Annotated in this window: 29 protein-coding genes and 1 tRNA gene; 15 read left to right on the top strand and 15 right to left on the bottom strand. The window is 55.9% G+C overall.

All coding sequences use genetic code 11. The features are described 5' to 3' along the window. The first annotated feature begins 9 nt into the window (after window positions 1-9). Entirely contained in the window at window positions 10-177 is a 168-nt protein-coding gene (locus A3L10_RS10340) for a hypothetical protein (protein ID WP_168169231.1), read from the top strand. Here the strand turns inward: A3L10_RS10340 and A3L10_RS03130 are convergent. From A3L10_RS03130 to A3L10_RS03140, 3 genes are read right to left on the bottom strand one after another with little or no spacing between them, the layout of a single operon-like run. After that, window positions 171-884 (bottom strand): ABC transporter permease, encoded by a 714-nt coding sequence (locus A3L10_RS03130; RefSeq protein ID WP_088866362.1) that lies wholly within the window; start codon window positions 882-884, stop codon window positions 171-173. The genes A3L10_RS10340 and A3L10_RS03130 overlap by 7 nt on opposite strands. Continuing rightward, window positions 881-1,822: an ABC transporter ATP-binding protein gene (locus tag A3L10_RS03135; protein ID WP_232461009.1), complete on the bottom strand. Its 942-nt coding sequence runs from the start codon at window positions 1,820-1,822 to the stop codon at window positions 881-883. Before A3L10_RS03135 ends, A3L10_RS03130 begins: the two co-directional genes overlap by 4 nt. After that, window positions 1,819-2,964, bottom strand: a complete 1,146-nt coding sequence (locus A3L10_RS03140; protein WP_088866363.1) for an outer membrane protein assembly factor BamB family protein — start codon at window positions 2,962-2,964, stop codon at window positions 1,819-1,821. The genes A3L10_RS03135 and A3L10_RS03140 overlap by 4 nt, the downstream gene beginning before the upstream one ends. Window positions 2,965-3,231: 267 nt before the next feature. On the opposite strand from A3L10_RS03140, the gene hydB reads away from it, so the two are divergent. From hydB to A3L10_RS03165, 5 genes are read left to right on the top strand one after another with little or no spacing between them, the layout of a single operon-like run. After that, window positions 3,232-4,335, top strand: coding sequence for an NADPH-dependent hydrogenase/sulfhydrogenase 1 subunit beta (gene hydB, locus A3L10_RS03145; protein WP_088866364.1), 1,104 nt, complete (start codon window positions 3,232-3,234; stop codon window positions 4,333-4,335). Next, window positions 4,332-5,216, top strand: coding sequence for an NADPH-dependent hydrogenase/sulfhydrogenase 1 subunit gamma (hydG, locus tag A3L10_RS03150; RefSeq protein ID WP_088180257.1), 885 nt, complete (start codon window positions 4,332-4,334; stop codon window positions 5,214-5,216). Before hydB ends, hydG begins: the two co-directional genes overlap by 4 nt. Before the next feature lie 10 nt (window positions 5,217-5,226). Further along, window positions 5,227-6,018 (top strand): NADPH-dependent hydrogenase/sulfhydrogenase 1 subunit delta, encoded by a 792-nt coding sequence (gene hydD / locus A3L10_RS03155; RefSeq protein WP_088180256.1) that lies wholly within the window; start codon window positions 5,227-5,229, stop codon window positions 6,016-6,018. After that, window positions 6,015-7,304, top strand: a complete 1,290-nt coding sequence (gene hydA / locus A3L10_RS03160; protein WP_088866365.1) for an NADPH-dependent hydrogenase/sulfhydrogenase 1 subunit alpha — start codon at window positions 6,015-6,017, stop codon at window positions 7,302-7,304. Before hydD ends, hydA begins: the two co-directional genes overlap by 4 nt. A 45-nt stretch (window positions 7,305-7,349) precedes the next feature. Beyond that, on the top strand, window positions 7,350-7,799 hold the full coding sequence (locus A3L10_RS03165) for a hydrogenase maturation protease (RefSeq protein ID WP_088866366.1): 450 nt from the start codon (window positions 7,350-7,352) through the stop codon (window positions 7,797-7,799). 21 nt (window positions 7,800-7,820) lie between these two features. On the opposite strand, the gene A3L10_RS03170 is transcribed toward A3L10_RS03165, so the two are convergent. From A3L10_RS03170 to lonB, 4 genes are all read right to left on the bottom strand, one after another. Then, complete coding sequence (locus A3L10_RS03170; RefSeq protein WP_088866367.1) at window positions 7,821-8,114, bottom strand: hypothetical protein; 294 nt, start codon at window positions 8,112-8,114, stop codon at window positions 7,821-7,823. 111 nt (window positions 8,115-8,225) lie between these two features. Next, a complete protein-coding gene (locus tag A3L10_RS03175; RefSeq protein WP_088866368.1) occupies window positions 8,226-9,563 on the bottom strand; it encodes an SUF-like minimal system protein SmsB in 1,338 nt (445 codons plus the stop codon). Then, a complete protein-coding gene (sufC, locus tag A3L10_RS03180; RefSeq protein ID WP_088866369.1) occupies window positions 9,556-10,302 on the bottom strand; it encodes a Fe-S cluster assembly ATPase SufC in 747 nt (248 codons plus the stop codon). Before sufC ends, A3L10_RS03175 begins: the two co-directional genes overlap by 8 nt. Window positions 10,303-10,406: 104 nt before the next feature. Next, entirely contained in the window at window positions 10,407-12,314 is a 1,908-nt protein-coding gene (gene lonB / locus A3L10_RS03185; protein ID WP_088866370.1) for an ATP-dependent protease LonB, read from the bottom strand. Window positions 12,315-12,431: 117 nt separating this feature from the next. Between lonB and A3L10_RS03190 the strand changes: the two genes are divergently transcribed. The 7 genes from A3L10_RS03190 (at window position 12,432) to A3L10_RS03220 (ending at window position 16,251) form a co-directional block, all read left to right on the top strand. Further along, the gene (locus tag A3L10_RS03190; protein WP_088866371.1) at window positions 12,432-13,235 is read left to right on the top strand and encodes a DUF2666 family protein; all 804 of its coding nucleotides are present in this window, start codon (window positions 12,432-12,434) and stop codon (window positions 13,233-13,235) included. Window positions 13,236-13,322: 87 nt separating this feature from the next. Further along, entirely contained in the window at window positions 13,323-13,706 is a 384-nt protein-coding gene (locus A3L10_RS03195) for a RidA family protein (protein ID WP_088866372.1), read from the top strand. 26 nt (window positions 13,707-13,732) lie between these two features. Next, a complete protein-coding gene (locus A3L10_RS03200) occupies window positions 13,733-14,104 on the top strand; it encodes a Mov34/MPN/PAD-1 family protein (protein ID WP_088866373.1) in 372 nt (123 codons plus the stop codon). A gap of 57 nt (window positions 14,105-14,161) precedes the next feature. Further along, window positions 14,162-14,539 (top strand): ArsR/SmtB family transcription factor, encoded by a 378-nt coding sequence (locus A3L10_RS03205; protein WP_088866374.1) that lies wholly within the window; start codon window positions 14,162-14,164, stop codon window positions 14,537-14,539. Between the two features lie 4 nt (window positions 14,540-14,543). Further along, on the top strand, window positions 14,544-14,840 hold the full coding sequence (locus tag A3L10_RS03210) for a MazG nucleotide pyrophosphohydrolase domain-containing protein (RefSeq protein WP_088866375.1): 297 nt from the start codon (window positions 14,544-14,546) through the stop codon (window positions 14,838-14,840). A gap of 170 nt (window positions 14,841-15,010) precedes the next feature. Next, complete coding sequence (locus A3L10_RS03215) at window positions 15,011-15,460, top strand: Lrp/AsnC family transcriptional regulator (protein WP_088866376.1); 450 nt, start codon at window positions 15,011-15,013, stop codon at window positions 15,458-15,460. Between the two features lie 77 nt (window positions 15,461-15,537). Beyond that, window positions 15,538-16,251, top strand: coding sequence for a DUF92 domain-containing protein (locus A3L10_RS03220; protein WP_088866377.1), 714 nt, complete (start codon window positions 15,538-15,540; stop codon window positions 16,249-16,251). 129 nt (window positions 16,252-16,380) lie between these two features. Here the strand turns inward: A3L10_RS03220 and A3L10_RS03225 are convergent, their stop codons facing one another. The 5 genes from A3L10_RS03225 to A3L10_RS03245 form a co-directional block, all read right to left on the bottom strand. Continuing rightward, entirely contained in the window at window positions 16,381-17,436 is a 1,056-nt protein-coding gene (locus A3L10_RS03225) for an SPOUT family RNA methylase (RefSeq protein ID WP_088866378.1), read from the bottom strand. A gap of 84 nt (window positions 17,437-17,520) precedes the next feature. Next, window positions 17,521-18,123: a 30S ribosomal protein S3ae gene (locus A3L10_RS03230; RefSeq protein WP_088180240.1), complete on the bottom strand. Its 603-nt coding sequence runs from the start codon at window positions 18,121-18,123 to the stop codon at window positions 17,521-17,523. Window positions 18,124-18,138: 15 nt separating this feature from the next. Beyond that, entirely contained in the window at window positions 18,139-18,399 is a 261-nt protein-coding gene (locus tag A3L10_RS03235; RefSeq protein ID WP_088180239.1) for a KEOPS complex subunit Pcc1, read from the bottom strand. Further along, entirely contained in the window at window positions 18,389-19,816 is a 1,428-nt protein-coding gene (locus A3L10_RS03240) for a DHHA1 domain-containing protein (protein ID WP_088866379.1), read from the bottom strand. Before A3L10_RS03240 ends, A3L10_RS03235 begins: the two co-directional genes overlap by 11 nt. Window positions 19,817-19,844: 28 nt before the next feature. Continuing rightward, a complete protein-coding gene (locus A3L10_RS03245) occupies window positions 19,845-20,300 on the bottom strand; it encodes a 30S ribosomal protein S15 (RefSeq protein WP_088180237.1) in 456 nt (151 codons plus the stop codon). Window positions 20,301-20,435: 135 nt separating this feature from the next. Here A3L10_RS03245 and A3L10_RS03250 point away from each other — a divergent pair, with 135 nt between their 5' ends. Next, on the top strand, window positions 20,436-21,263 hold the full coding sequence (locus A3L10_RS03250; protein ID WP_088866380.1) for an LAGLIDADG family homing endonuclease: 828 nt from the start codon (window positions 20,436-20,438) through the stop codon (window positions 21,261-21,263). Between the two features lie 31 nt (window positions 21,264-21,294). Here the strand turns inward: A3L10_RS03250 and A3L10_RS03255 are convergent. The 3 genes from A3L10_RS03255 to A3L10_RS03265 form a co-directional block, all read right to left on the bottom strand. Next, window positions 21,295-21,369: transfer RNA gene (locus tag A3L10_RS03255), tRNA-Met, on the bottom strand. Between the two features lie 107 nt (window positions 21,370-21,476). Further along, the gene (locus A3L10_RS03260) at window positions 21,477-22,184 is read right to left on the bottom strand and encodes a hypothetical protein (protein ID WP_088866381.1); all 708 of its coding nucleotides are present in this window, start codon (window positions 22,182-22,184) and stop codon (window positions 21,477-21,479) included. Between the two features lie 13 nt (window positions 22,185-22,197). Next, the gene (locus A3L10_RS03265; RefSeq protein WP_157726879.1) at window positions 22,198-22,647 is read right to left on the bottom strand and encodes a hypothetical protein; all 450 of its coding nucleotides are present in this window, start codon (window positions 22,645-22,647) and stop codon (window positions 22,198-22,200) included. Between the two features lie 144 nt (window positions 22,648-22,791). Between A3L10_RS03265 and A3L10_RS03270 the strand changes: the two genes are divergently transcribed. Beyond that, a complete protein-coding gene (locus tag A3L10_RS03270; protein ID WP_088866383.1) occupies window positions 22,792-23,952 on the top strand; it encodes an aconitase X catalytic domain-containing protein in 1,161 nt (386 codons plus the stop codon). The last annotated feature ends 3 nt before the right edge of the window (window positions 23,953-23,955 follow it).

A 23,955-nucleotide genomic window follows, 5' to 3' on the forward strand; every position in this document is an offset into this window, starting at 1 on the left:
GGTGGGAACATGGAGCGAAAGACGTTCTACAGAATCCTGCTCGTCATTGTCATCATCCTCACGGTCATCTACACCCTCGGAATAATGGGCCTTATACCCTTCCAGTGGAGCTACTACATCACGATATTCATGATAATCCTCTTCTTGGCCCTCAGGATAGAGAAAAGACGTCAGTAGAGGGCCTTTAGCCTCCTCACGGAGAGGGTGATAAAGACCAGACCGATCAGAAGGAGCGCCAGAAGGGCGTAGAGCGGTGCCACGATGTCGTAGTAGTACAGCATCGAGTACCTGAGCCCCTCAACCGAGTACGTCATGGGCGTTAAGAGACCCACCGCAACGAACCACTTCGGAAAGAGGGTCAGTGACGCCAACGCCCCGCTGGTGAATATCATCGGGAGCCTGAGCAGGTTGAGCCATGTCATGACGTTTATCGGGTTCTCAACGGCGAGGGATACGTAGACGCCGAAGGAGGAGAAGGCCACGTTGGCCAGGATGAGGAAGAGGGCCGTCAGCGGCCAGTTCCAGACCGGATACACCATGAAGTACCTCACAAGGAGTAGGGTCACGAGGCTAACCATGAGGCCGAAGAGCGAGCCGACGAGAACCTTGGCGATGACTATTTCCCCGTATCTGATGGGGGCCAGAAGAAGGCGCTCGAACGTCTTCAGCCGCCTTTCGAAGATCAGCGACGATGAGACGAAGGACGTGGTCGCGAAGAGGGATGAGATGCTGATCAAGCCGGGGGCGAGGTGGTCAACGTCCCCGAAGCGGACGATGAAGGCGAGGGTGAATACCAGGGGAAATATAAGTCCCCAGCTGATTGAACCCGGCTTCAGAAGGTACTCCTTGAGCTCCTTGTTCACTATGACGAGAACCCTTTTCATATCGGGCACCCCCCGCAGGTCGCCGGGCGGATCCGCTCCTCGTTCTCATCCGTGAGCTCGAGAAAGACCTCCTCTATGCTCGGAAGCTCCGTGGAGACGTGCCTCACAACGAGTCCGAGCTCGTCTTTGACTTCCCAGAACTCCCCAAGGAATTTGTCCGGGTCTTCGACAGTTACCACGATCGAATCCTCGTCAAACGTGGGGTTGTAGGGCTCCAGGAACTTTAAAAGCCTGTTGCTGATGGGCTCTACCTTGAGCCTGACCCTCACCCCAGCCCCCACGAGCTTCCTCAGCTCGTTCCTCTTTCCCAGGGCGACTATTTTTCCCCGGTTGATTATCGCTATCCTGTGTGGGAGAACCTCGGCCTCCGCCATGTTGTGGGTCGTCAGGAATATGGTCTTCCCCATCTTGTTGAGCGCCAGTATCATCTCCCTGACGAGCTTGGCGGACTGAACATCCAGGGCCACTGTTGGTTCGTCCATGAAGAGCACCGGCGGTTCGTGGATGAGTGCCGCCGCGATGGTTGCCCTCCGCCTATAACCGGAGCTGAGCTTTCCGAACTTTCTCTTCGGGGGAAGGTTGAAGTCCTTTATCAGGCGGGAGACGTTTTCCAGCGGGGCGTCGTAGAGCCTCGCCAGGAAGCGGAGGTTCTCCTCAACCGTCAGCTCATCGTACAGGTTGGAAACGTCTGGAACCACGCCGATGCTGCGCTTAACGTCCAGCCGCTGGGTTCTAACGTCGTACCCGTTCACGTAGGCTTCGCCCGCCGTTATGGATGTCAGCGTTGAGAGCATCCTCACGGTGGTCGTTTTTCCCGCCCCGTTGGGGCCCAGGAAGCCAAATATCTCCCCCTTTTTAACATCGAAGCTTATCCCATCGACGGCAGTGAAGTCGCCGTACATCTTCGTGAGTTCCCTCGCCTCTATAACCGGCCTCACTCTCTCATCTCCCTCCAAAGGAGTGCGATTACCAGAAGGACGAGCGCACCCAGTCCGACCGCCACGAGGGGACTTCCGAGTTCCCTCCTGAGCGGCGTTTCAGGGGGTTGGGTGGAAAGACTCTCCCCGAGGCTCATGAAGTCAACGTTTGCCTCGCAGATGTCCTTGCCGTGGAACCTGCGCGAGAGCGCTAGATACCTCGCTCCAGGGGATATCGCGACCTTCTCAACGGTCTCGTTGGGGGAGTAGTCCCAGAGGATCGTCCCGTTCGGGGCCACGAAGATGGCCTCATCGCCGCCGGTGGCGAGGGTATAACCCTCGGCGGTCGCCACATCGGTGATGAGGAGGTAGAACGGAACCGAATAAACCTGATTGCCGTCCCTGTCGAGGAGAACGACCTCGTTAAGGTTGCCTCCCAGGGCTATCCCGTTTCCATCGAACTCCATGTCCCTGATGAGACCATCGAACTTCCTCTCCCAGAGCTTCTCTCCCTTCCAGCTGAAGGCGTAAATGGAACTCCATGTTTCGTCCGGGGAAACCACGAGGGCAACGACCATCTCTCCATCTCCAGCGACTTTCTTCACATCCCCCGGAAGGGTGAGGTTGAAAATGGGCGTTCCGTCATCCCGGAAGGCGACAGACCTACCCCCATCGCCCCCGACGAGTATTCTATTCCCCACGAGGTCGACGCTCCAGAGGTACGAGCCTATGTTCCTCTTCCACACCGGCTTCATGTCCCTGAAGAAGTATACGAAGCCATCAACGTTTCCCGCTACCGCAGTTCTCCCGTCCCGGGAGATGTCCACACTGTAAACGACGTTTTCGGTCTTGTACTCCTTCAAAAGCTTCCCGTGAGGGTCAAAGAACTGGACCCAGTTGCCGTCGGTTCCGACGATGACGGTTCCGTTCTCACTAACCGCGACCGAATAGGCAAAGCCCCTCACAGGGGCCTTGAACTCCCTGCTCCCGTTGGGCTGAAGGAGTATGGCGTCGTAACCAAAGCCGAGGGCAAGGTCGCCTCTATCGTTGAAGGCCATGGAAAACACTATGCATTCGTCATGGTACGTCCAGTCCCAGCTGGGCTGGGCGCTCACGGGCATCAGAGTGATGAGAATCAGGATGAGAGGTAGGGGCCATCTCATTGTTTCACCCCTCAAAAGTCGCCCCCGGGTTTTAAATGGTTAGTGGTTCATCGTTCTAACGGCGGAATGGTCTCAGAATGGGGAAAGCTCCCCGGGTGTGGGGGTGCAATTTTCTCCGAAGAACCGCGTGTTAGGCTCAACGAACTCTTCTCAACCTTTGGTTTAGAATTTTCGGGTTTAAAAACGCTTTTTTAACCTCCGGAGAAGCCTCAATTGAGGGGACAAAGATGAGCACATGCATAGTTATGTTCATTGGAGGTGGTTGGGTTGAGATACGTTAAGCTCCCGAAGGAGAACACCTACGCGTTCCTTGAAAGGTTGAAGGAGTGGGGCAAACTCTACGCCCCGGTTAAGATATCCGAGAAGTTCTACGACTTCAGGGAAATAGACGACGTCAGGAAGGTCGAGTTCAACTACAACAGGACCATAATGCCGCCGAAGAAGTTCTTCTTCCTGCCCAGGGAGAAGCTCTTTGAGTTCAACCTGGCGAAGGCCGAGTACAGGGAGGTCATAGAGGACGTCGAGCCGTTCATACTCTTCGGCCTTCACGCCTGTGACATCTTCGGCCTCAAGGTGCTCGACACAGTTTACCTCGACGAGCTCCCCGACAAGTACTACAGGGTCCGCAGGGAGAAGGGCATAATCATAGGCATCAGCTGCATGCCCGACGAGTACTGCTTCTGCAACCTGCGCGAGACGGATTTTGCCGACGACGGCTTTGACCTGTTCCTGCACGAGTTGCCCGACGGCTGGCTCGTCCGCGTCGGAACGCCTATCGGCCACCGCATAGTCGACAAGAACATCAAGCTCTTCGAGGAGGTCACCACTGAGGACATCTGCAACTTCAGAGAGTTTGAGAACAGGCGCTCCAGGTCGTTCAAGTACCACGAGGACTGGAGCAACCTCCGCTACCTCCTCGAGCTCGAGATGGAGCACCCGATGTGGGACGAGCAGGCCGACATCTGCCTCGCCTGCGGCAACTGCAACACCACCTGCCCGACGTGCCGTTGCTACGAGGTGCAGGACATAGTCAGCCTCGATGGCGAAACCGGCTATCGCGAGAGGCGCTGGGACTCCTGCCAGCTCAGGAGCCACGGCCTCGTTGCAGGGAACCACAACTTCAGACCGACCAAGAAGGACCGCTTCCGCAACAGGTACCTCTGTAAGAACTCCTACAACGAGAAGCTCGGCATAAGCTTCTGTGTCGGCTGCGGAAGGTGCACCTACTTCTGCCCGGCGGGCATAAGCTTCGTGAAGAACCTGCGCACGATCATGGGACTTGAGGAGAAGACGTGCCCAGGGGAGATAAGTGAGGAGATCCCGAAGAGGGGATTCGCCTACGCTTCGGAGATAAGGGGTGAGGACATATGAGCGAGGTAGTTCCCAAGGAGATTATGATGCCGGACGAGAACCCCTACGCGCTCCACAAGGTCAAGGTTCTCAAGGTCTATCAGCTCACCGAGAAGGAGAAGCTGTTCCTCTTCAGGTTCGAGGATCCGGAGCTGGCCGAGAAGTGGACCTTCAAGCCCGGCCAGTTCGTTCAGCTGACGATTCCGGGAGTTGGAGAGGTTCCAATAAGCATATGCTCCTCCGCGATGAGGAAGGGATTCTTCGAGCTCTGCATCAGGAAGGCCGGAAGGGTCACCACGGTCATACACAAGCTCCAGCCAGGTGACACCGTCCTCGTTCGCGGCCCCTACGGAAACGGATTCCCCGTTGACGAGTGGGAGGGCATGGACCTGCTCCTCATAGCTGCCGGTCTCGGAACCGCCCCGCTCAGGAGCGTCTTCCTCTACGCCATGGACAACCGCTGGAAGTACGGCAACATAACCTTCATCAACACGGCCCGCTACGGAAAGGACCTCCTGTTCTACAAGGAGCTCGAGGCCATGAAGGACCTCGCCGAGGCCGAGAACGTCAAGATAATCCAGAGCGTTACGCGCGACCCCGAGTGGCCGGGACTCCACGGGAGGCCCCAGAACTTCATCATCGAGGCCAACACCAACCCGAAGAACACTGCAGTTGCCATCTGCGGCCCGCCGAGGATGTACAAGGCCGTCTTCGAGTCCCTCATCAACTATGGCTACCGCCCGGAGAACATATTCGTCACGCTGGAGAGGAAGATGAAGTGCGGGATAGGAAAGTGCGGCCACTGCAACGTCGGAACGAGCACGAGCTGGAAGTACATCTGTAAGGACGGCCCGGTCTTCACGTACTTTGACATAGTATCAACGCCTGGCTTACTGGACTGAGGTGGTGGAGATGGAAGGGAAGGTCAGAATCGGATTTTACGCTCTCACCTCATGCTACGGCTGTCAGCTCCAGCTGGCCATGATGGACGAGATACTCCAGCTGCTCCCGCACGCGGAAATCGTCTGCTGGTTCATGCTTGAGCGCGACAGCTACGAGGACGAGCCGGTGGACATAGCCTTCATCGAGGGAAGCGTCTCCACCGAGGAGGAGGTCGAGCTCGTCAAGAAGATACGCGAGAACGCGAAGATAGTGGTTGCCGTTGGCTCCTGTGCAGTCCACGGCGGCGTGCAGAGCTGGGAGAAGGACAAGAGCCTCGAGGAGCTCTGGAAGACCGTCTACGGCGATGGGAAGGTCAAGTTCGAGCCGAAGATGGCCGAGCCGGTAGAGAACTACATCAAGGTTGACTACCGCATCTACGGCTGCCCGCCGGAGAAGAAGGACTTCCTCTACGCCCTCGGTACCTTCCTCGTCGGCTCGTGGCCGGAGGACATAGACTACCCTGTCTGCGTCGAGTGCAGGCTGAAGGGACACCCGTGCATACTCATAGAGAAGGGTGAGCCGTGCCTTGGACCGATAACGAGGGCCGGCTGCGACGCGAGGTGCCCAGGATTCGGAGTGGCGTGCATCGGCTGCAGGGGAGCGATAGGCTACGATGTGGCGTGGTTCGACTCACTCGCCAGGACGTTCAAGGAGAAGGGAATCAGCAAGGAGGAGATACTCCAGCGCATGAAGATGTTCAACGCCCACAACCCGAAGCTCGAAGAGATGGTTGAGAAGATATTCCAGGGGGTGGAAGAATGAAGAACCTCTACCTTCCCATCACCGTTGATCACATAGCGCGCGTTGAGGGCAAGGGCGGCGTTGAGATAGTCGTCGGCGACGATGGCGTCAAGGAGGTCAGGCTCAACATCATAGAGGGCCCGAGGTTCTTCGAGGCCATAACGGTAGGCAAGAAGCTCGACGAGGCCCTGGCAGTCTACCCGAGGATATGCTCATTCTGTTCGGCCGCCCACAAGCTCACCGCGGTTGAAGCTGCTGAGAAGGCGATAGGCTTCACCCCGCGCGAGGAAATCCAGGCCCTCAGGGAGGTCCTCTACATCGGCGACATGATAGAGAGCCACGCACTCCACCTGTACCTCCTAGTTTTGCCGGACTACCTCGGCTACTCCAACCCGCTCAAGATGGTGAACGAGTACAAGAAGGAGATAGGCATAGCCCTCGACCTAAAGAACCTCGGAAGCTGGATGATGGACGAACTCGGAGCGAGGGCAATACACCAGGAGAACGTCGTCCTCGGAGGCTTCGGCAAGCTGCCCGACAAGGCCACCCTCGAGACCATGAAGAAGCGCCTCAGCGAAGCACTTCCGAAGGCGGAGTACACCTTCGAGCTGTTCTCCAAGCTCGAGCAGTACGAGGAGGTCGAGGGGCCGATAATCCACGTGGCGGTAAAGCCGAGGGGAGATGTCTACGGCATCTACGGCGACTACATCAAGGTGAGCGACGGCTTCGAGTTCCCGGTCGAGGACTACAAGAAGCACATCGTCGAGAAGGTCGTCGAGCACAGCTTCGCCAAGCACAGCTTCTACAACGGCGAGAAGCCCTTCATGGTCGGTGCGCTTCCAAGGCTGGTCAACAACGCGGAGACACTCTACGGAAGGGCCAGAGAGCTCTACGAGAGCCACAAGGACCTGCTCAGGCCGACCAACCCCTTCGCGAACAACCTCGCCCAGGCGCTTGAGCTGGTCTACTTCATCGAGCGCGGCATAGACCTCATAGACGAGGCCCTCGCCAAGTGGCCGATAGCGCCGAGGGACAGGGTTGAGGTGAAGGACGGCTTCGGCGTCAGCACCACCGAGGCCCCGCGCGGAATCGTCACCTACGCCCTCGAGGTCAAGGACGGAAGGGTTGCCTACGCGGACATAATCACTCCGACGGCATACAACTTCGCCATGATGGAAGTCCACGTCAGGATGATGGCGGAGAAGCACTACAACGACGACCCGGAGAGGCTCAAGTACCTCACCGAGATGGTCGTTCGCGCCTACGACCCGTGCATCTCCTGTTCGGTGCACGTGGCGAGGCTTTAGACAACTTTTTATTCTTCCGCCCTATTCTTTCCAGGAGGTCCACAAATGAGGACATTGATTCTCGCACTCGGCAACGAACTGATGAAGGACGATGGAATCGGACTGAAGGCCGGCAGAATACTCGCGGAGAAGGGGTACAACGTCCTCGACGTTGGCACGGACATATTCATGCTCTCCGCCCACTACAAAGACGAGGAGCGGTTGATAATCATAGACGCCATCCTGAGTGAGAAGTTCCGGCCGGGCGAGATAATTCACCTGAGCGGCGAGGAGGTCTTTGAGAAGCTGAAGGCCGAGATAAGGAGCGCCCACTTCATGGGGGCGATAGACGGGCTCAAACTCCTGATGGCGATGGACGAACGCCTCGCCAAGGCGGATATACACTTCATCGGCGTCGTGGCCAAGGAGATAGACCTCGGGATGGAGCTCACCGATGACGTTGAAAGGGCCCTGCCGAGGGTCGTCGAGCTGGTTGAGGAACTATGCAAAAAATGAATTGAAGAATTGAATAAAAAATCAGCCGAGGAGCATCTCAAGCTCCTTTCTCATTATGCCCCTGTTCATGAGCAGGTGAAGGATTATGAGGAACATCATGATGATGCCGTAGCGGGCGCGGAGCTTGAGGAAGTCGAGCTGAGTCATCCCCAGAAAACTGCCGTTTTTGCTGGCGATCACCGTTCCAACCGTTATGAATATCACGCCCAGGAACATCACGAACAGTAGCATTGAGAAAGCGGCCTTTACCTTAAGTCTCTTCCTCATTTTGGGATTCTTTTTAGCCTCTTCGAAGGCCTTTGCCATCGGATCCATGCTATCACCTTAAAATGAGAGGACGGAGTGGTTATAACACTTCGTTAGGAGTCTCCGACGAAAAATCGGGAAAAATTAGGGGCACGATATAACAAAAGAAAGATTTTTCAATCACATGCCCCCACTCACGGCGAGCTCGATTATCTTCCTTATCTCCACGAGGAACTCCATCGGTATGTCCTTGAGCATCGGCTCGAGGAAGCCCTTGACGATTAGCTGGGTCGCCTTCTCCTCGCTCAGACCGCGTGACATCAGGTAGAACAGCTCCTCCTCGCGTATCTTGCCTATCGCAGCCTCGTGGCTGAGCTCGGCGTCGTCAACCTTGCTGACGAGTCCGGGGTAGGTCTCCATCGTGGCCCTATCGCTCATCAACAGTGCGTCGCAGCTTATGTGTCCCTTGGCCCTCGGCGCCTCCGCCCGTATGATGCCCCTGGTTATCACAGTGCTGTCGTCCATTATGACCGACTTGCTGGCGTTTATTCCAGCGGCACCCCTGCCCTGGAGGTACATCTCGCCGCCAAGGTCAACGTACCAGTCCTTCTGACCGAGGATTATGCCGTTCAGCTCAACGTAGCCGTTCTTGTCCACCCAGTACTTGGGGTTGGTTATGTTGCTCCTTCCGGTTCCGAGGCCAACGGTGGTGTTGATGAAGCGGGCCCCCTTACCGATTCTCGCCCGGGTCATCGGCCTCGTGTGAACGTACTCCGGCCAGTTCTGGAGAACCGTCAGCTGGGCCTTGGCCCCGTCGCGGATGTACGCCTCGGTCATGTCGAGGTGCAGGGAATGCTTGACGAGCACCGGGGCGGTGCATCCCTCTATGAGGTGGAACTCGCTGTTCGGCTCGGCTATTATGATTATGTGCGGCGCCTGAGCCAGTGCGCTCTCCTGGATGAGGAAGAACAGATGAAGCGGGAACGGGACCTTTAGCCCTTCCTTGACGTAGAGGAAGATTCCGCCGTTCCACACCGCCGTGTGATAAGCTGTAAGCTTGCTCTCGTCAGTCCGGAACATCTGGAGGAAGTGTTGTTTAACGACATCGGGGTATCTCTTGACTGCCTCTTCCATCGGCAGAACGATGAGCCCCTTCTTTTCCCACTCCTTGAGGAACTCGTTGTAGATTACCCCGGTATCGGTCTGAACCGCCAGGCCGGCTATGTACTTCTGCTCGACCTCACTAATGCCGAGTCTGTCGAGAAGGGCCTTCATCTCCGGGGGCAGGTCGTCGAGGCTCTCGATGTTCTCGGGAACGCCGGCTATCTCGGGCTTGGCTATGAACCTCAGGAGTTCGTCCTCGCTGATTATAGGATCCCTGTGAGGGGCCCTCTCGAAGGCCTCCAGAGCTTTGTACCTTATCCTCGTCATCCACTCTGGCTCTTTGTTCCTCCTGGCGAGGTTCTCTATCTCCGCCGCTATTATCTCCTTGGCCTCCTGAACGGTTATCTCACTCATTGCAGCCACACTCCTCGAATATCTTCTGGAAGCCCTTCTCCTCAATTTCCTTAACGAACTCGCCGCCCCTCTCAAGCACTATCCTTCCCTCGCGCATGACGTGAACCCTGAACCTGCTGGGATCGAGGTGCCCGAGTATCCTGCCGTAGTGGGTTATCAGGAGAACGGCCGTTCCCTTCTCATGGAGTTCCTCTATCTTCCTGCTGATGACGCTGAGAGAGTCAACGTCAACGCCGCTGTCCGGCTCGTCCAGGATGAGGAGCTTAGGCTCAAGCAGGAGAGCCTGGAGGATTTCAAACCTCTTTCTCTCGCCCCCGGAGAAGCCGACGTTGACGTACCTCATCAGATCCTCCTCTTTGAACCAGAGCTCCTTGGCCGTCTCAACTATGCGGTCGTAGGCCTCCACCATGTCCATGCCCTTGACCTCCGCCAGAACCTGCTGAAGGAACTCCATTATCCTGACTCCCTCGACCTCTTCTGGGTGCTGGAACGCCAGCATTATGCCGCGCTTGACGCGCTCGTCCGGCGGGAGCTCGGTTATGTCCTCGCCGTTGAATGTTATTCTTCCCTTTTTGATTTCATACCTCGGGTGGCCCGCGATGGTCAGGGCCAGGGTGGACTTCCCGGAACCGTTCGGCCCCATTATGACGTGAAACTCGCCAGTGCCCACCGAGAGGTCCACGCCCCGGAGAATCTCCCTATCCCCAACAGTGACAATGAGGTTCTCAACATTGAGCACTCGCTTCACCTCCAGCCTTACCTCGACTGTCCGTTTTTTAAGCATTTCTGGACAAAGGTGTAGAAGACTATGAAGCAGATGTTCCCGGGAAAAGTTAAAAAAGCTCAGAGAGAAAGCGGGAGAGCCTCCCTTATGCGCCTGAGAAGCTCCCTCTTCTTCTCGCTCTCCTCGAGGGCTATCTCGAGCACCTCGTCTATGGTCTCAACCGGGAATATCTGCACCTTTTCCGCCTTGTCCTTGCTGAGGAACACATCCTTCTCGTTGCTCTTGGGGATTATCACCGTCGTTATGCCCGCCTCTATGGCGGCCTCTATCTTCGGCGTCGCACCGCCTATCGGGAGCACCTCACCGCGAACGCTGAGCGAACCGGTCATCGCCACGTCCTGCCGTATGGGTATCTCCTCGAGGGCGGAAATGACGGCGGTGGCAACGCTTATGCTCGCCGAATCGCCCTCCACGCCCTCGTAGGTCTGGAGGAACTGGACGTGGATGTCGTATCTGCTTATGTCCTCACCCTTATAGCGCTTGATTATCGCCGAGACGTTCTGCACGGCTTCCTTGGCTATCTCGCCGAGCTTTCCGGTGACTATAATCTTGCCCTCCTCCTTGCTCGCTGCCGGGGCAACGACGGCCTCAATCGGGAGCACTATACCGCTCTGCTCGCCTATCACTGCAAGGCCATTGACCCTTCCAATCTCGCTCCCTTCGGTCTTGATGACCTGATACTCCTTCTTGCGCTCGATGTACCAGTCCGCGAGCTGCTTCTCGAGCGGCTTCGCCATCCTGACGGCCTCAAGAACGTCCTCACGGTCAACGTACTTCTTGCCCTTCTTGACCGCTATGTCCCCAGCGGCCCTCACGATACCGCCGAGGTCGCGCAGGCGTAGGGTCAGGTGCCCCTTCCTGCCGGCGCGCTTCTGTGCCTCCCTGACTATCTCCTCAACGGCGTCGCGCGTGAAGTGGGGTATCTTGCCGTCGCGTATGACCTCTTGGGCAACGAACTGGATGAGCTTGCGCCTGTTCTCTATGGTGTCCGGCATCGTGGTGCGCATGTAGACCTCGTAACCGTAGCCCCTGATACGGGAGCGCAGAGCCGGATGCATCTTGTCAACGGTGTCGAGGTTTCCGGCCGCGACGAGGACGAAGTCACACGGGACCGGCTCGGTCCTGACCATGGCACCGCTCGACATCTCGCTCTGGCCGGTTATCGGGAACTTCTTCTCCTGCATCGCCGTGAGGAGGTTCTGCTGCATCTTGAGGCTCAGCGTCGCCACCTCATCTATGAACAGGACGCCCCTGTGGGCGCGGTGTATCATTCCCGGCTCAACGCGCTCGTGGGCGGGCGTTCCCAGACCGCCGCTCTGGAACGGGTCGTGGCGCACGTCACCGAGGAGCGCTCCGGCGTGGGCACCGGTCGCGTCTATGAACGGTGCCTTGTTCCTTCCGCAGTTGTCAACGAGTAGCTTGGGAACGAGGACTGAGCCCTTGAGGCGCATGTTCGAGAGCGCCATTATCGTGAGTATTACAACGAAGAGGCCCATGAGGAGCGTGGTCGCGCTGAAGTCTATAAACAGGGCGAGCATGACCGTGAACATGACGAACAGAAGGATGTAGGATTTTATACTCTCCTGCCCCTTGGCCTTCTCGCGGTACTTCTCGACTATCCGCCGCCCCTGGCAGGCGGGGACGGTCTTTATCTTGGGCATGTTCTCGTCTTCAGGGTTTGGAAAGACGAGTATGTCCTCCAGGTTCTCCGTGGGCAACAGCTCCGCCATCGCCTGACCGAGCATTGACTTGCCGGTACCCGGCTCACCTATGAGAAGAACGTGCCTTTTTTGGTTCGCCGCGGTTCTGATGACTTCAACCGCGTGCTCCTGTCCTATGACCTGGTCAATGAGCTTCTCGGGAACCTTGACCTCCTCGGTCGTGCTGAACTCCATGCCTAGCTCAAGCCTCTCTCCATATTCCCTGGGGGCCAGGGCTTCCCTATTGACCTTCTCGTCTTCCCCCATTTTGCTTCCCTCTTCCACTCTCTCAAATTGGAATGCTCGGGGCGATTTATAACTTTTTTGAGAAGGTCAAGAAAAAGCTAAAATAGGCCTTGCCATCCATAACCCTTGGTGGAAGCGATGAAGGTTGAGGATCAGATTGTGTTCACGGCGCATCATGGGAGCTGGAAGGTGGCCGACAGGCTGATCGACATGGAAGACGAGAAGGTGGCCCACTTCTTGGCCAGCATCTCCAACACGGTCAACGCCAAGATACCCGAGTACCTGACGGAGGTCATGAACGTCGCGGGGATAATGAGCCTCGCGGAGGAAATCGGAAAGAAGGATTTGAGCGATGCCATTGTCGCCCTCAAGTCGCCCGGAACGGCAAGGAAGCTCGGTGCCCTAGTCTTCGAGGAGGACAAAAAGCTCAGGAAGCACCTCGTTGACGTGGCCAAGGCCATCCTCGTGAGGGAAGTGCTCTCGAAGAAGGTCCCCGTGGAGTATCCGGAAGAGCCCCTGAGAGAGGTCAGGATAGTCTTTCCGTACAACGAGGACCACGTGAACTTCACGGCATTCCATCTCAGCGCGGAGCACGGCAAGTGGAGGGCCGTTAGAAGGCTCATAATCGATGACAAAACGCCGATGGCAGACGTCGCGCGGCTTTTGGCGAGCATAAACGAGAGCATCACGCTCAAGCTCCCGGTCTATGCGGGCATCGACCTCAAAGGCATAGACGCCTGGTTCGGCGAGTTCAAGAAGGTTAAGAAGGCCGAAATCCCGGCCGTTGTGGAGAAGTACAAGCACTTCCCTGCCGAGAACTATGCCCCCGGCCCGTTCCAGGAGCATGCAAAAGTTTACGCCCTGAGGAAGGCCCTTGAGAAGATAGGCCTCTCCCTGGACGTCCCGGCCAAGAGCCTTGAGAAGTACCTGGAGAAGAAATGAACCGCCGTGATGAGGCCGAGGACACCCGAGGGGAACCGATGAGGAGTCTTCGCTTCGCTGATTTCCATTCCCTCTGGAGGTGAAAGCATGAGGAAGGAGACGGTTCTCACCGAAAGGGCCCCGAAGCCGATAGGGCCGTACAGCCAGGGAATAATCGCGGAAGGAAGGTTCCTCTTCGTCTCGGGGCAGATACCAATAAACCCCGAAACCGGGGAACTCGTTACCGGCGACATCGAGAAGCAGGCGGAACAGGCGCTCAAAAACCTCCTGGCGGTCGTCGAGGCCGCTGGTGGAAGGGCCGAGAACGTGGTGAAGGTGACGGTGTACATCAGGGACATGGGCAACTACGCCAGATTCAACGAGGTCTACAACCACTACTTCTCCGAATCCAAGCCCGCCAGGGCAGTCGTTGAAGTTTCAAACCTTCCAAAAGGCGTTGACGTGGAGATAGAAGCCATAGCGGTCCTTTGAATTTTTAACATTTTTCGGTGAGCGAAATGGAAGCGGTAAGGATCAGACGCGAGCTCCTGGAGTACCTGCTGGAGCTCGCCCGCGACTTCTATCCCAACGAGTTCGCGGGCTTTCTGCGGGAGAGGGACGGGGTATTTGAGGAGGTTTTGATAGCCCCAAACCCACATTTCGGGAGTAGCTCCGCGTTCTTTGACACATGGATGCTGCCCTACGACGAGAGCATCAAGGGCACCGTTCATTCCCACCCTGGCCCGAGTCCCTGGCCGTCCCAGGCGGATTTGAACTTCTTCTCAAAATTCGGGGGAGTTCACATGATAATCGCCTATCCATTTACCGAGGACAGCGTAAGGGCGTACCGCAGCGACGGAAGCAGACTCGGGATTGAGGTTGTAGAATAACATCATGTGAAAATTCTTAAAAGGAAACCAGCCATAATTCAGTTACAGGTGTTGCCCATGAAGATTAAGGACCTTCTGGACGGGCTGAACGAGAAGCAGAAGAGAACAGTCCTGCAGTGCGCGGAAACCTGTGGAATCCCTGACCTGGACAGGGAAGTTGACCTCCAGGTGGAAAGCGACGCGATAAAGTTCCTGAAGGCTATTTCGAATCCACTCCGTCTCAGAATACTCAAGCTCCTGAGGGACAACTGGCTGTGCGTGTGCCTTATCTCAATGATACTCGAGAAGGACCAGACCCTCATAAGCCACCACCTACGCACGCTCAAGAGCCTTGGACTGATCGAGGAGAGGAAAGAAGGCAAGATGCACTTCTACAGGACCAACACCGAGGCCCTTAAGAGGTACCTCGACATGATCAGCATTGAGCTGGTGTAAGGCCATGAACGACCTCCAGCGGGAAGTTGACAGAATCGTCATGGAGTTCGGGGGGTACTGGAAGCCGTTTGAGATGCTCGCTGCCCTGATGGAGGAGATCGGGGAACTTGCGGACGAGCTGCTGAAGGTGGAGGGCGTCAAGGGCTCAGGGGACAGGGAGCGCCTGAAAGAAGAGCTCGGCGACGTTGCCTTTGCACTCTCCTGCATCGCCAATTACTATGATGTGGACATCACGGAGGCCATCAGGGAGACCATAGAGAAGTACAGGGAACGGGACAGGGACCGCTGGAACAACGTATGAAATCTACATTAAGTGTGCCGTGAATTTGTAACACAATGAACTACCATATAATTGGGTTATACGAGGGCGTGGAGGCACGAGTTACTAAGTGGTTAGAAATCTTCCAACTTATCGAAACATTTTTATAATCGGGCGCTCAATTTCCACCATAATTCGGGGGAGGTGGAGACATGGCTGATAAAATAAACGGAATAGATGTAAAGATTTTGAAGCTCCTCGCCAAGAACGCCCGCCTTACCTACAAGGAGCTTGCCGAAATTCTCGGCACCACTAGGCAGAGGATATCCCGCAGGATGGATCGTCTGGAGAGAAACGGCATCATAAAGAAGTACACCGTGATACCCAACTACGACGCCCTCGGTTACGTTCACGTAATCCTCGGAATCACAGTCAAGCCCTCGGTCAACGTAGACGAGATAATCCCCGCCCTCGTTGAGGATGAGAACATCAAGATAATAGAGCGTGCGCTCGGTTCCCACACCCTTGTAATCCACATCGTTGGGCCCAAGGATATGAAGGAGCTTGAGAAGATCATAAACGAGGTCTCCAAGAAGATACCGGGCATTGACAAGCTCGACATAACCTTCGTGACCGAGACCGTTAAGTTCGAGGTTCTTTAATTCCCTTTATTTCCTTCGTCAACCGCCGAGGGAAAGAATAATAAAGCCCCCGCCTGCACTTCTCCCAGGTGGCAGAGATGTTTGAGAGAGCGGCAGTGGACATTGCAGTGGTTGCAGGGCTCGGCTTTGGTTCCTATAGGTTCAAGGCACTTGACGCTAAGGGGGCCGTTGCAGCGGCACTCCTCGGGCTCTCGGTTATCGAGCTGGGGGGAGTGTACCCATTCGCCGCGCTTCTGACCTTCGTGGTTCTCGGCGTTCTGGCCACCAAGTACAAATTCAGGGAGAAGGCCAAGCTCGGTGCCGCCCAGAGCAGGAATGGAATAAGGAGCTGGGGCAACGTCCTCGGCAACGGGCTGGCGGCGCTCATTTTCCTCGCCTTCGAGTACTTCTCCCATATGGACGTTTTCTGGGCCGCCAGTTTCGCCGCGATTGCAACCGCTAACGGCGATACCCTCGCCAGTGAGCTCGGTAAAATCTTCGGAAAGAGCCCGAAGCTTATCACGACACTAAGACCCGCGAAACCCGGTACCAACGGTGCCGTCTCATGGGCGGGAGAGCTGTTCGCACTCGCAGGCGCCCTCATAATGGGCCTCTTTGCGCTCCCCGTGACGGCTGAAAAGGCCACGATGCTCCTCGCGGTTACCCTCGGAGGATTCATCGGAGTCAACCTGGACAGCCTCATAGGGGCAACCCTTGAGAACGAGGGGATAACGGACAACAACTCAACGAACTTCCTCGCGAGTCTCCTCGGAGGATTCATCGGCGCCGGACTCCTCTACCTCCTCGCGTGAAGTTTTAAAATCACCGCGAGAACTTTTCTCGGCGGATGATGACTACGGCGGATTCCCGAGCAGTGAGGAGGACCTTAGGGTCTGACGCCTCATCAAACATAATTCGAGAATTGAAGAATTAAAGAAAAATTAGGCCTTTTCCTCCCGCTTCCTTGCGTACTCCTCGTAAACCTCCCAGAGCGAGACGAGTGCGGCCGGAATGCCGTGCTCCGTGGCGAACGTCATGTACGGTGCGAGGTCAACCACGTAGTCGGCGAACCTGAAAAGGCCGCGCGGGATGCCCTCACGGGAGCCGACGAAGATTACGACTTCCTTCGCGTAGAACATGTCCTTGGCGAGCTTCTCCTTTACCTCTGCAAGGGTCGGCCCCTTGGGGTCGGTGATGATGAGCAGCCTCTTGCCCCGTCTCTTGTCCCTGACGACCTGATAGAGGTCCCAGACGCTCACCGGAACCTTTTCCACCTTCCAAGGATAGGCCTCGCGCTGTATCTGGTATCTGCTCTCCTGACCGATTCTGACCCCCTTTATGAACTCCGCCAGCTCGAAGGCGTCCATCTTCTCCTTGGGGGCGATGATCAATTCCTCCACCTCAAAGGCCTGCGCAGCCCTTCCAATCTTCTCACCGAAGGATCGGCAGGCCTTATAGTCTCCCCAGTAGGGCATCTGAACGAGTGTAACCTTGCGGAAAAGTTTTCTCGCGTCTATCTTATCGGGCGTGAACTTCCTGAACTCCTCACCCGGGACCACGGAGATGTAAGCTTTGTCACCGATTATCTCAACCTGAACAACCTTGTCCGGCCAGCTGAGGTTTACATCGGCATTCGTGAGCTCCCGTATTCTAGCGCCCAGTTCGCGGTTAACGTCCATGCTGGTGAACCCGTGCTTTCCGCGCCTCTTGGTCTTCACGGCGAAGGTCTCGCTCTCCTTGATCATAGGGGCGAGTTTCTCGGCGCTTTCGACTATTTTTTCAAGCTCGGCCGGAACCTCAACGATGACCGGAATCAGCCTCTCGACCTCCGGTATCTCCAGTATCTCCTCAGCGGCCTTTTCCCCGTCCGTCTCGACGATGACCAGACCGTAATAGCCCATTGGGGACGCCCAAACGCGGGCATCAGGTAAGATTTCCCTGATGTAGTTGGCGGCGACACTCTCCATTCCTCGCTGGGTCTTGACTATGAACTTCATAACCGCACCTCCGGGAGAAGAAGCGGTCGGGTGCTTAAAAGTCTGCCGAGTAGCCGAACGACGGGAGAATAGAATTGGGAGGCATCAAGCCTCCGGCTCGGCGAGAACCTTGATCTTCCTGATCTCGGCCCTCTTGATCGGGTATATCTTGCGCGCCTCCTTGGCCATCTCGGCGCCCATCTTGCCGCTGACGGCCTCGAGGATGAAGTCCTTGTAGTTGAGCTCCTCGGCCTTCTTGTAGATGATCTCCTTGATGATCTCCCTTATTGCCCTCTCTTGGCTGGTCTGGATGCGCCTGTAGGCTATGACCATACCCATGACGCGGAGCTTGTAGCCGTCCTTGGTAGTGACGTTGAATATGCCGTCAACCCTGGTGGTTCTTCTCCTGACGAGCGAGCGGATGTAGCTCCTCGCGAGGGTGTGGCCCTTGAACTTGGTGTAGGCATTCTGACCCTTGACGTCGTAGATCTGGAAGTAGAGCTTGACCTGGCCCTTGGTGAAGTCGCCGGTGAGGTCCTTGAGGGTGGTCTCGATGACCCTTCCGATGACCTTCTCGGGGTCGTCGGCGGGGGTGAGGCCGATCTCCTTGCTTCCGAAGAAGTCCGGAGCGTAAACTATGTACCACTCTTTCATCTTCCACTTATCCTTGGTAGCAGCAGCCCTCTTCCTTGGGTTACCCTTTGCCATCTCAACACCTCCAGTTCACACCTTTTCGGTAACATCTTCGGCGATTTTGATTGAAAACACCAAATCGTCCAGCGCTTTGATGAGTGTCTCAATCTCACCCGAGTATTTAACCTTTGTTATAACGTCCCCATCTTCCCATCGGGTTAGCACATTTAAACTTTTCTTTAGGCTCTCAGGAAGGCCCACGTTGTCCACTTCGAGTGCCTCGGCTATCGCCTCGGCCCTTCCAGGGTCGCCGTAGTGCCAGACTATCTCCGCCCTGGCCTCAATCTTCACTGCCCTTTCCCTCCACCTGCTTTCCAAGCGCCTCGTTGAAGAGCCTTATGAACTCGTCCAGCCTGTCCTTCGGGAAGCGGATTCCAGCGGCTATTGCGTGTCCTCCGCCCTCACCGCCAAGCTTCTCCGCGACCTCTCTGAGCGCCTCTCCAAGGTGATATCCCTTCGCCAGGGCTTTCTCGGTTGTTCTTGCGGAACCCTTCACGAGGTTCTCATCCTCATCGCTGTCCGCTATAACGACCACCGGCTTCTCCGGGTCGGCGAGGCCGGCGTTTATCGCTATGTTGGCGGCTATTCCAACGAGCGTGTCCCTGATGTTTTTGCCGGCGTAGAAGACGTAGGCATGCTCCCCCTCGTCGGCCATGCTCCAGTTCTGGATGAGGAACTTCCTGGCCTCTATCTGCTCCCTCTTGTAGTCCTCCAGCATCTTTCTGGCGCGCTTGTAGGCATCCTCGTCGCCGAGGCATATGGCAACGCCCAGGGTCCCGGCGTTTAAGCGACCGGTGGCGTTGAGGAGCGTCGCAAACTCCCTCGCCTCGTGTCTGGGATCGCCCTCAGGGTAGAGTGGACTTATCACCACGTCGCCGATGAGCCGGTCTATTGCCTCCTTTGGGGCACCATGCTTGATGAGGTGTATCACCAGCGCATCGTGGAGCTTCCTCTTCTCCTCCTCGCGGAGCTGCCAGTACCTCATGTCTGGGTCAAAGCCCCTGGCACGGAGCCACTCTATTGCCTTCCTCTCGTCCCCGGTGACCTCTGGAATCTCCGGATGGGTGGCGTAAGCGAGCATCTGATAGAGCGGCCGGCTCTCCCTTCCAAAGAGGCGGAGCTCCTTCCTAACCTCCAGGATATCCAGCTTCTTCCCGTCTTCGAGTATGTCGTTGTTGAGCCCATGGAAGGTTCCGTCTATCTCCTGCATGTCACCAACGGCGCCGACGATGGCAACGTACGCCATGTCCATGTTCCTCTCGTTCATCTCCTTGGCGACGAAGTAGGCGACGCCAGAACCACTGAGGTCCCGAACGCTGTTGGCGCCGAATGGAACGGGATTCACCAGCACGTGAGAATCCGTGGAGAACTCGTCCTTCTCGGGGGGATGATGGTCGGCAACGACGACGGTTGCCCCCTCGAGGTGCTTCTCGATCAGGCTTATTGAGCCGCTCCCAAGGTCGCTGAAGACGTATATCCTGTGCTTCTCCGAGGCGAGCTCCTGAACGAGCTCCTCACTGAGCTGCTTGACTATACTGAGCTGGAAGGTCCCACCCTCACGGGCAACGGCCCTGGCCAGAACGGCACCGGCGGTTATCCCATCGGCGTCACGGTGGGAGATTATCCTGATAGTGTGCCCTAGCTCGATGTGCATCTTGATTAGCTCTGCTCCCTCGCGGGCCTTCTCCAAGAAAGCGCCCCGGTCCATTTTACCACCTTATAAGAAGGAAAGGGGATCAGCGAACCAGGAGCTTGGCCTGCTCCGGATCGTAGCGCCACTTGGCGGGCAGCTTGCCGGTTCTCCTGTAGTACTTGACGAGGCGCCTGATCTTGCTCTCGGTGAGCTGAAGGCCCCTCCTGGAGTGCTTGTCCTTCGGGTGCTGTTCGAGGTGCTTCCTGAGCTTAACCGCCTTCCTGATGAGGGACATGAGGTCCTCCGGAAGCTGCGGTGCGAGGCCATTCTCCTCGAGGATCTTGGTTATCTTCTTGCCGGTGATGAGCTTGACGCTCGGGATGCCGTACTGGTCCCTGAGGATGGTTCCTATCATAGCAGCGCTGTAGCCTTCCTTCCTGAGCTTAATAACGAGCCCCTCGACCTCCTCCGCCGTGTACTCCACCCACGTCGGCGGAGCGGTCCTCGGAGGCCTCTTAGAACCTGATTTACCCCTCTTTCTCGCGTGTATTCTTGCCATATCATACACCTCCCGGTGACGGCCAGCTCCCGCCAGCCGCCCCTTCGCGTTGGGAATTGAGGAGAGGTTTAAAAAGGTTTGCCCGCAGTGTTTACGAGGCAAAAAAGTTTTAAGTAAACGAGTTAAAATAGTTATATGCGGACATTAAGGGGCCTCCTGCCCTCAGAAGTGGAAAGAATACAGGAACGTGCGCTCCAACTCCGTGAGTCAGGAATGAGCTACCTAAAGATCACACAAGAATTGGCTGAAGAGTTCAACGTTTCAGTCTCAAAGGCAACAGTTTTACGGTGGTGCAAGGGAACTCACAACACGTTTAACAAAACCAAGCGTGTCAATCTAGAACCCTCTCCAGAACTGGCCTACATCGTTGGGGCCTATCTTGGCGATGCCTCCGTCAGCGAGAGAAACTATCAGTACAGAATCCGCCTGAAGGTCATCGACAGGGATTTCGCCCAGAATTTCGAGAAGGCTTTGAGAGCCATTGGAGCAAATCCGAGAGCGGGCTTTGAGCACAACCGCAGCAGAGCCAACAGGTGGTGGGTCGAGGTTACCAACAAGGAACTGTTCATGTTCTTGAAAGGGCCGAAAGAGAAGCTTTTCGAAGTTGCCAGAGCATATCCAAAGGAGTTCCTGAGGGGATTCTTTGACAGTGAGGGCACGGTAATCTTTTCTAAGAAGTCTAAAATGCTATACGTAAGCGCATCAAACTACGATACTGAAGTTCTCAGATTATGCCAGGATCTTTTGGATGGACTCAAAATACACTCAAAGATCTATCTTCATCAAAAGAAAGGAACTCCCGTAAATATTCGGGGCAAAATCTACCATTACAGCAACGATCTGTACGAGATAAGAATTCACCGCAGGGATAGCGTGCTCAAATACCTCCAAAACATTGGATTCTCGATTTCAAGAAAACAAGCCAAACTGGAAAATGGCTTAAGGGAACTGGGAAGGCTGTAGAGAACGTACAAATGTACACATTCGAACAAAATAGCGGGGGGAGGATTTGAACCTCCGACCTCCGGGTTATGAGCCCGGCGGGCACTCCTAGCTGCCCCACCCCGCTGCTCGACCCGTAGTTAGTGAACCGTGCAGGGTTTATAAATTTTGCGGGAGTGAACGGAACGATGGGATTGCAAGGAATAAAAGAGTAAAAAGGGGTTGCCGTGCTCCTCATCCCATGGGCGTTATGTGGACGACGATCTTTGAATCCTCCGTCTCGAACTCAAACCTGCGCGGAACGCCGCTGGAGTCGACGAAGACGTGCCAGGTCTTGCCCGATTTCGTGGTGAACTCGTACTCAAAGAGCTTCTCCTTGAGACCCAGTCCCATCAGTATCCTGTCAGATAGGGAAACTGAGCTCTTAACCTTCCTGAGGTCGCGGGAGTTGAGGAGCGCATCCCTGAAGGCCAGTGTGGGAAGGCTTCCCCGTATCATGTCCACCGCCGTGTCGCTGTCTACCCCGTAATACTTCTCCCAGAGCTCCTTAACGTCCATGGTGGTTCCATCCGCAAGGGTTACGGTTCCCGAAACATCGCCCGTGAGCAGGTTGACGGTTATCTGGCCATGCATCGCCAACGAGCCGTTGATGTAATACTCCTCCGACTCCGTAACAACGCCCCGTACCATGTCAACTGCCCCCGTCGTCACGACTTTGCCGTGGTACTCAAAGTCCTTCTTGAGGACGTTTGAGCCCCCGTTGTTAACCACGTAAACCCTGTACTGGTCGAAGTCAATCTCACGGACGAACTGGTACTTGTTCATGCTTCCCATTGCAGAGGCGAGTGCCTTCTGTGAGGGCGGCTGCGAAACGGCATAGGCTGCTCCCAGCATCCCTCCAAGGAGAACCAACACGAACAGCAGGACGAGATACCTCCTCATTCACATCACCCCCTCAGTAGGAACCCAAATCCCCCACGAATTCATAGTGCCACTTCATGGTCAGCTTGGAGCTTGGACCGCCGTCAGCGTCGCTGAGGTACGGGTAGTAGAAGTTGCAGGTGAAACTGCCCTGGTGGTAGGTCCAGGACCTGTAAAAGCCGGCGCTGTTGCTGAGGCGAACGTAGGCGTAGTCCAGAGAGTAGAGCCCCACGAAGGGAAACGATATCTGCGAGTATCCGGAGCCGGAGTACCAAGAGGTCGAGTACGATATCACTTTACCCTGCATCTTGAAGGTGTATGTGAACGGCCATATGCCCACATTCTTGGTGGCGTAGAACGTTGGTCCGCTGTCCGACAGCACGACGTCGTAGGTGTCGGCCCCGTAGACCATCGCGGGAGTCGCTAGTACACTACAGAGAACCAAAAACAAAACAATTGCCAGTTTTCTAACACTAAGTCTCATCATGGGCACCTCCCGATAGTTGGGCATTACTTATTGTCTTCAAAATACTATAAAAATTTCTGAGTAATTTTGATATCACCCTGACTTCTGAAAGTGGAAGAAGGGCTTATAAGCAACAAAGCGTCGAACCAAATAGGTGGTGACATGTATCTAACGAAGGAGGAGGAGCTCATACTCGCCGGGGAGTACGGCTACGCACTCCAGAAGGCCATGGAGATACTGGTCGCCCTCGGTGAAATCTACGGTGCGGAGAGACTCATTCCGATCAAAAGCGCCCAAATCGCGGGTGTTTCCTACAAGAACATCGGCGATGCCGGAATGGAGTTTCTGAGGGATTTCGCCGATGCTGGGGCAAAGGTTTCCGTTTACACAACGCTCAATCCAGCCGGCATAGGCGACGACGAGTTCATGGAGAAACAGATGGAAGTTCTCGAACTCTACAGAAGGATGGGCATCGAGATTACCTCCACCTGCACGCCTTACTACGGCGCAAACCTTCCAAAGTTCGGTGACCACCTGGCCTGGAGCGAGAGTTCCGCGGTAAGTTTTGCAAACTCCATACTTGGGGCAAGGACGAATCGCGAAGGTGGCCCGTCAAGCCTGGCCGCAGCTATAGTGGGCAAAACCCCGAACTATGGCTTCCATCTGGACGAGAACCGAAAAGCCACGGTTGTGATTACTGTCGATGCCAGGGTAGAAACCTTCGTAGACTACTCAGCTCTCGGCTACCACCTCGGTAAAGTCCTCGGCAACGATGTCCCCTACTTCAAGGGACTCAGACCATCGAACGTCGAGTACCTCAAGGAGATGGGTGCAGCGATGGCCGCGAGTGGCTCGATAGCGCTCTACCACGTTGAGGGAGAGACCCCGGAGTATCGCTGGGCCATTGCCGATAAACTCGAAACGATAGCGGTGGAGGAGGGCGACATACGGGCTGTAAAAGAGGCTTTCTCAGACGACTGGAGTGAGATAGACATGATACTCATCGGCTGCCCCCACGCCTCCCTTGCGGAGATAAAAGAGGTGGCGGAGCTTCTGAGAATCCGCGGGAAACCCCTGAAGATTCCGCTGTTCATCACGGCGGGCAGGGCGGTCAAGGCTCTGGCCGATGCGCTCGGATACACAGAAACGATAGAACGCTACAACGGTCGCATTATTCCGGACGTCTGCTTCGTCGTGTCCCCAATCAAGGGATGGTACAATGGGGTAGCCACCAACAGCGGTAAATCGGCGTTCTACTTCCGCTCCTTTGGATTCAGCGTGAGGCTCGACGATGCCGAGAACCTGATAATGGAGGCGCCGTGAGGT

It is taken from the genome of Thermococcus radiotolerans (assembly GCF_002214565.1).
Taxonomy (GTDB): Archaea; Methanobacteriota_B; Thermococci; order Thermococcales; family Thermococcaceae; genus Thermococcus; species Thermococcus radiotolerans.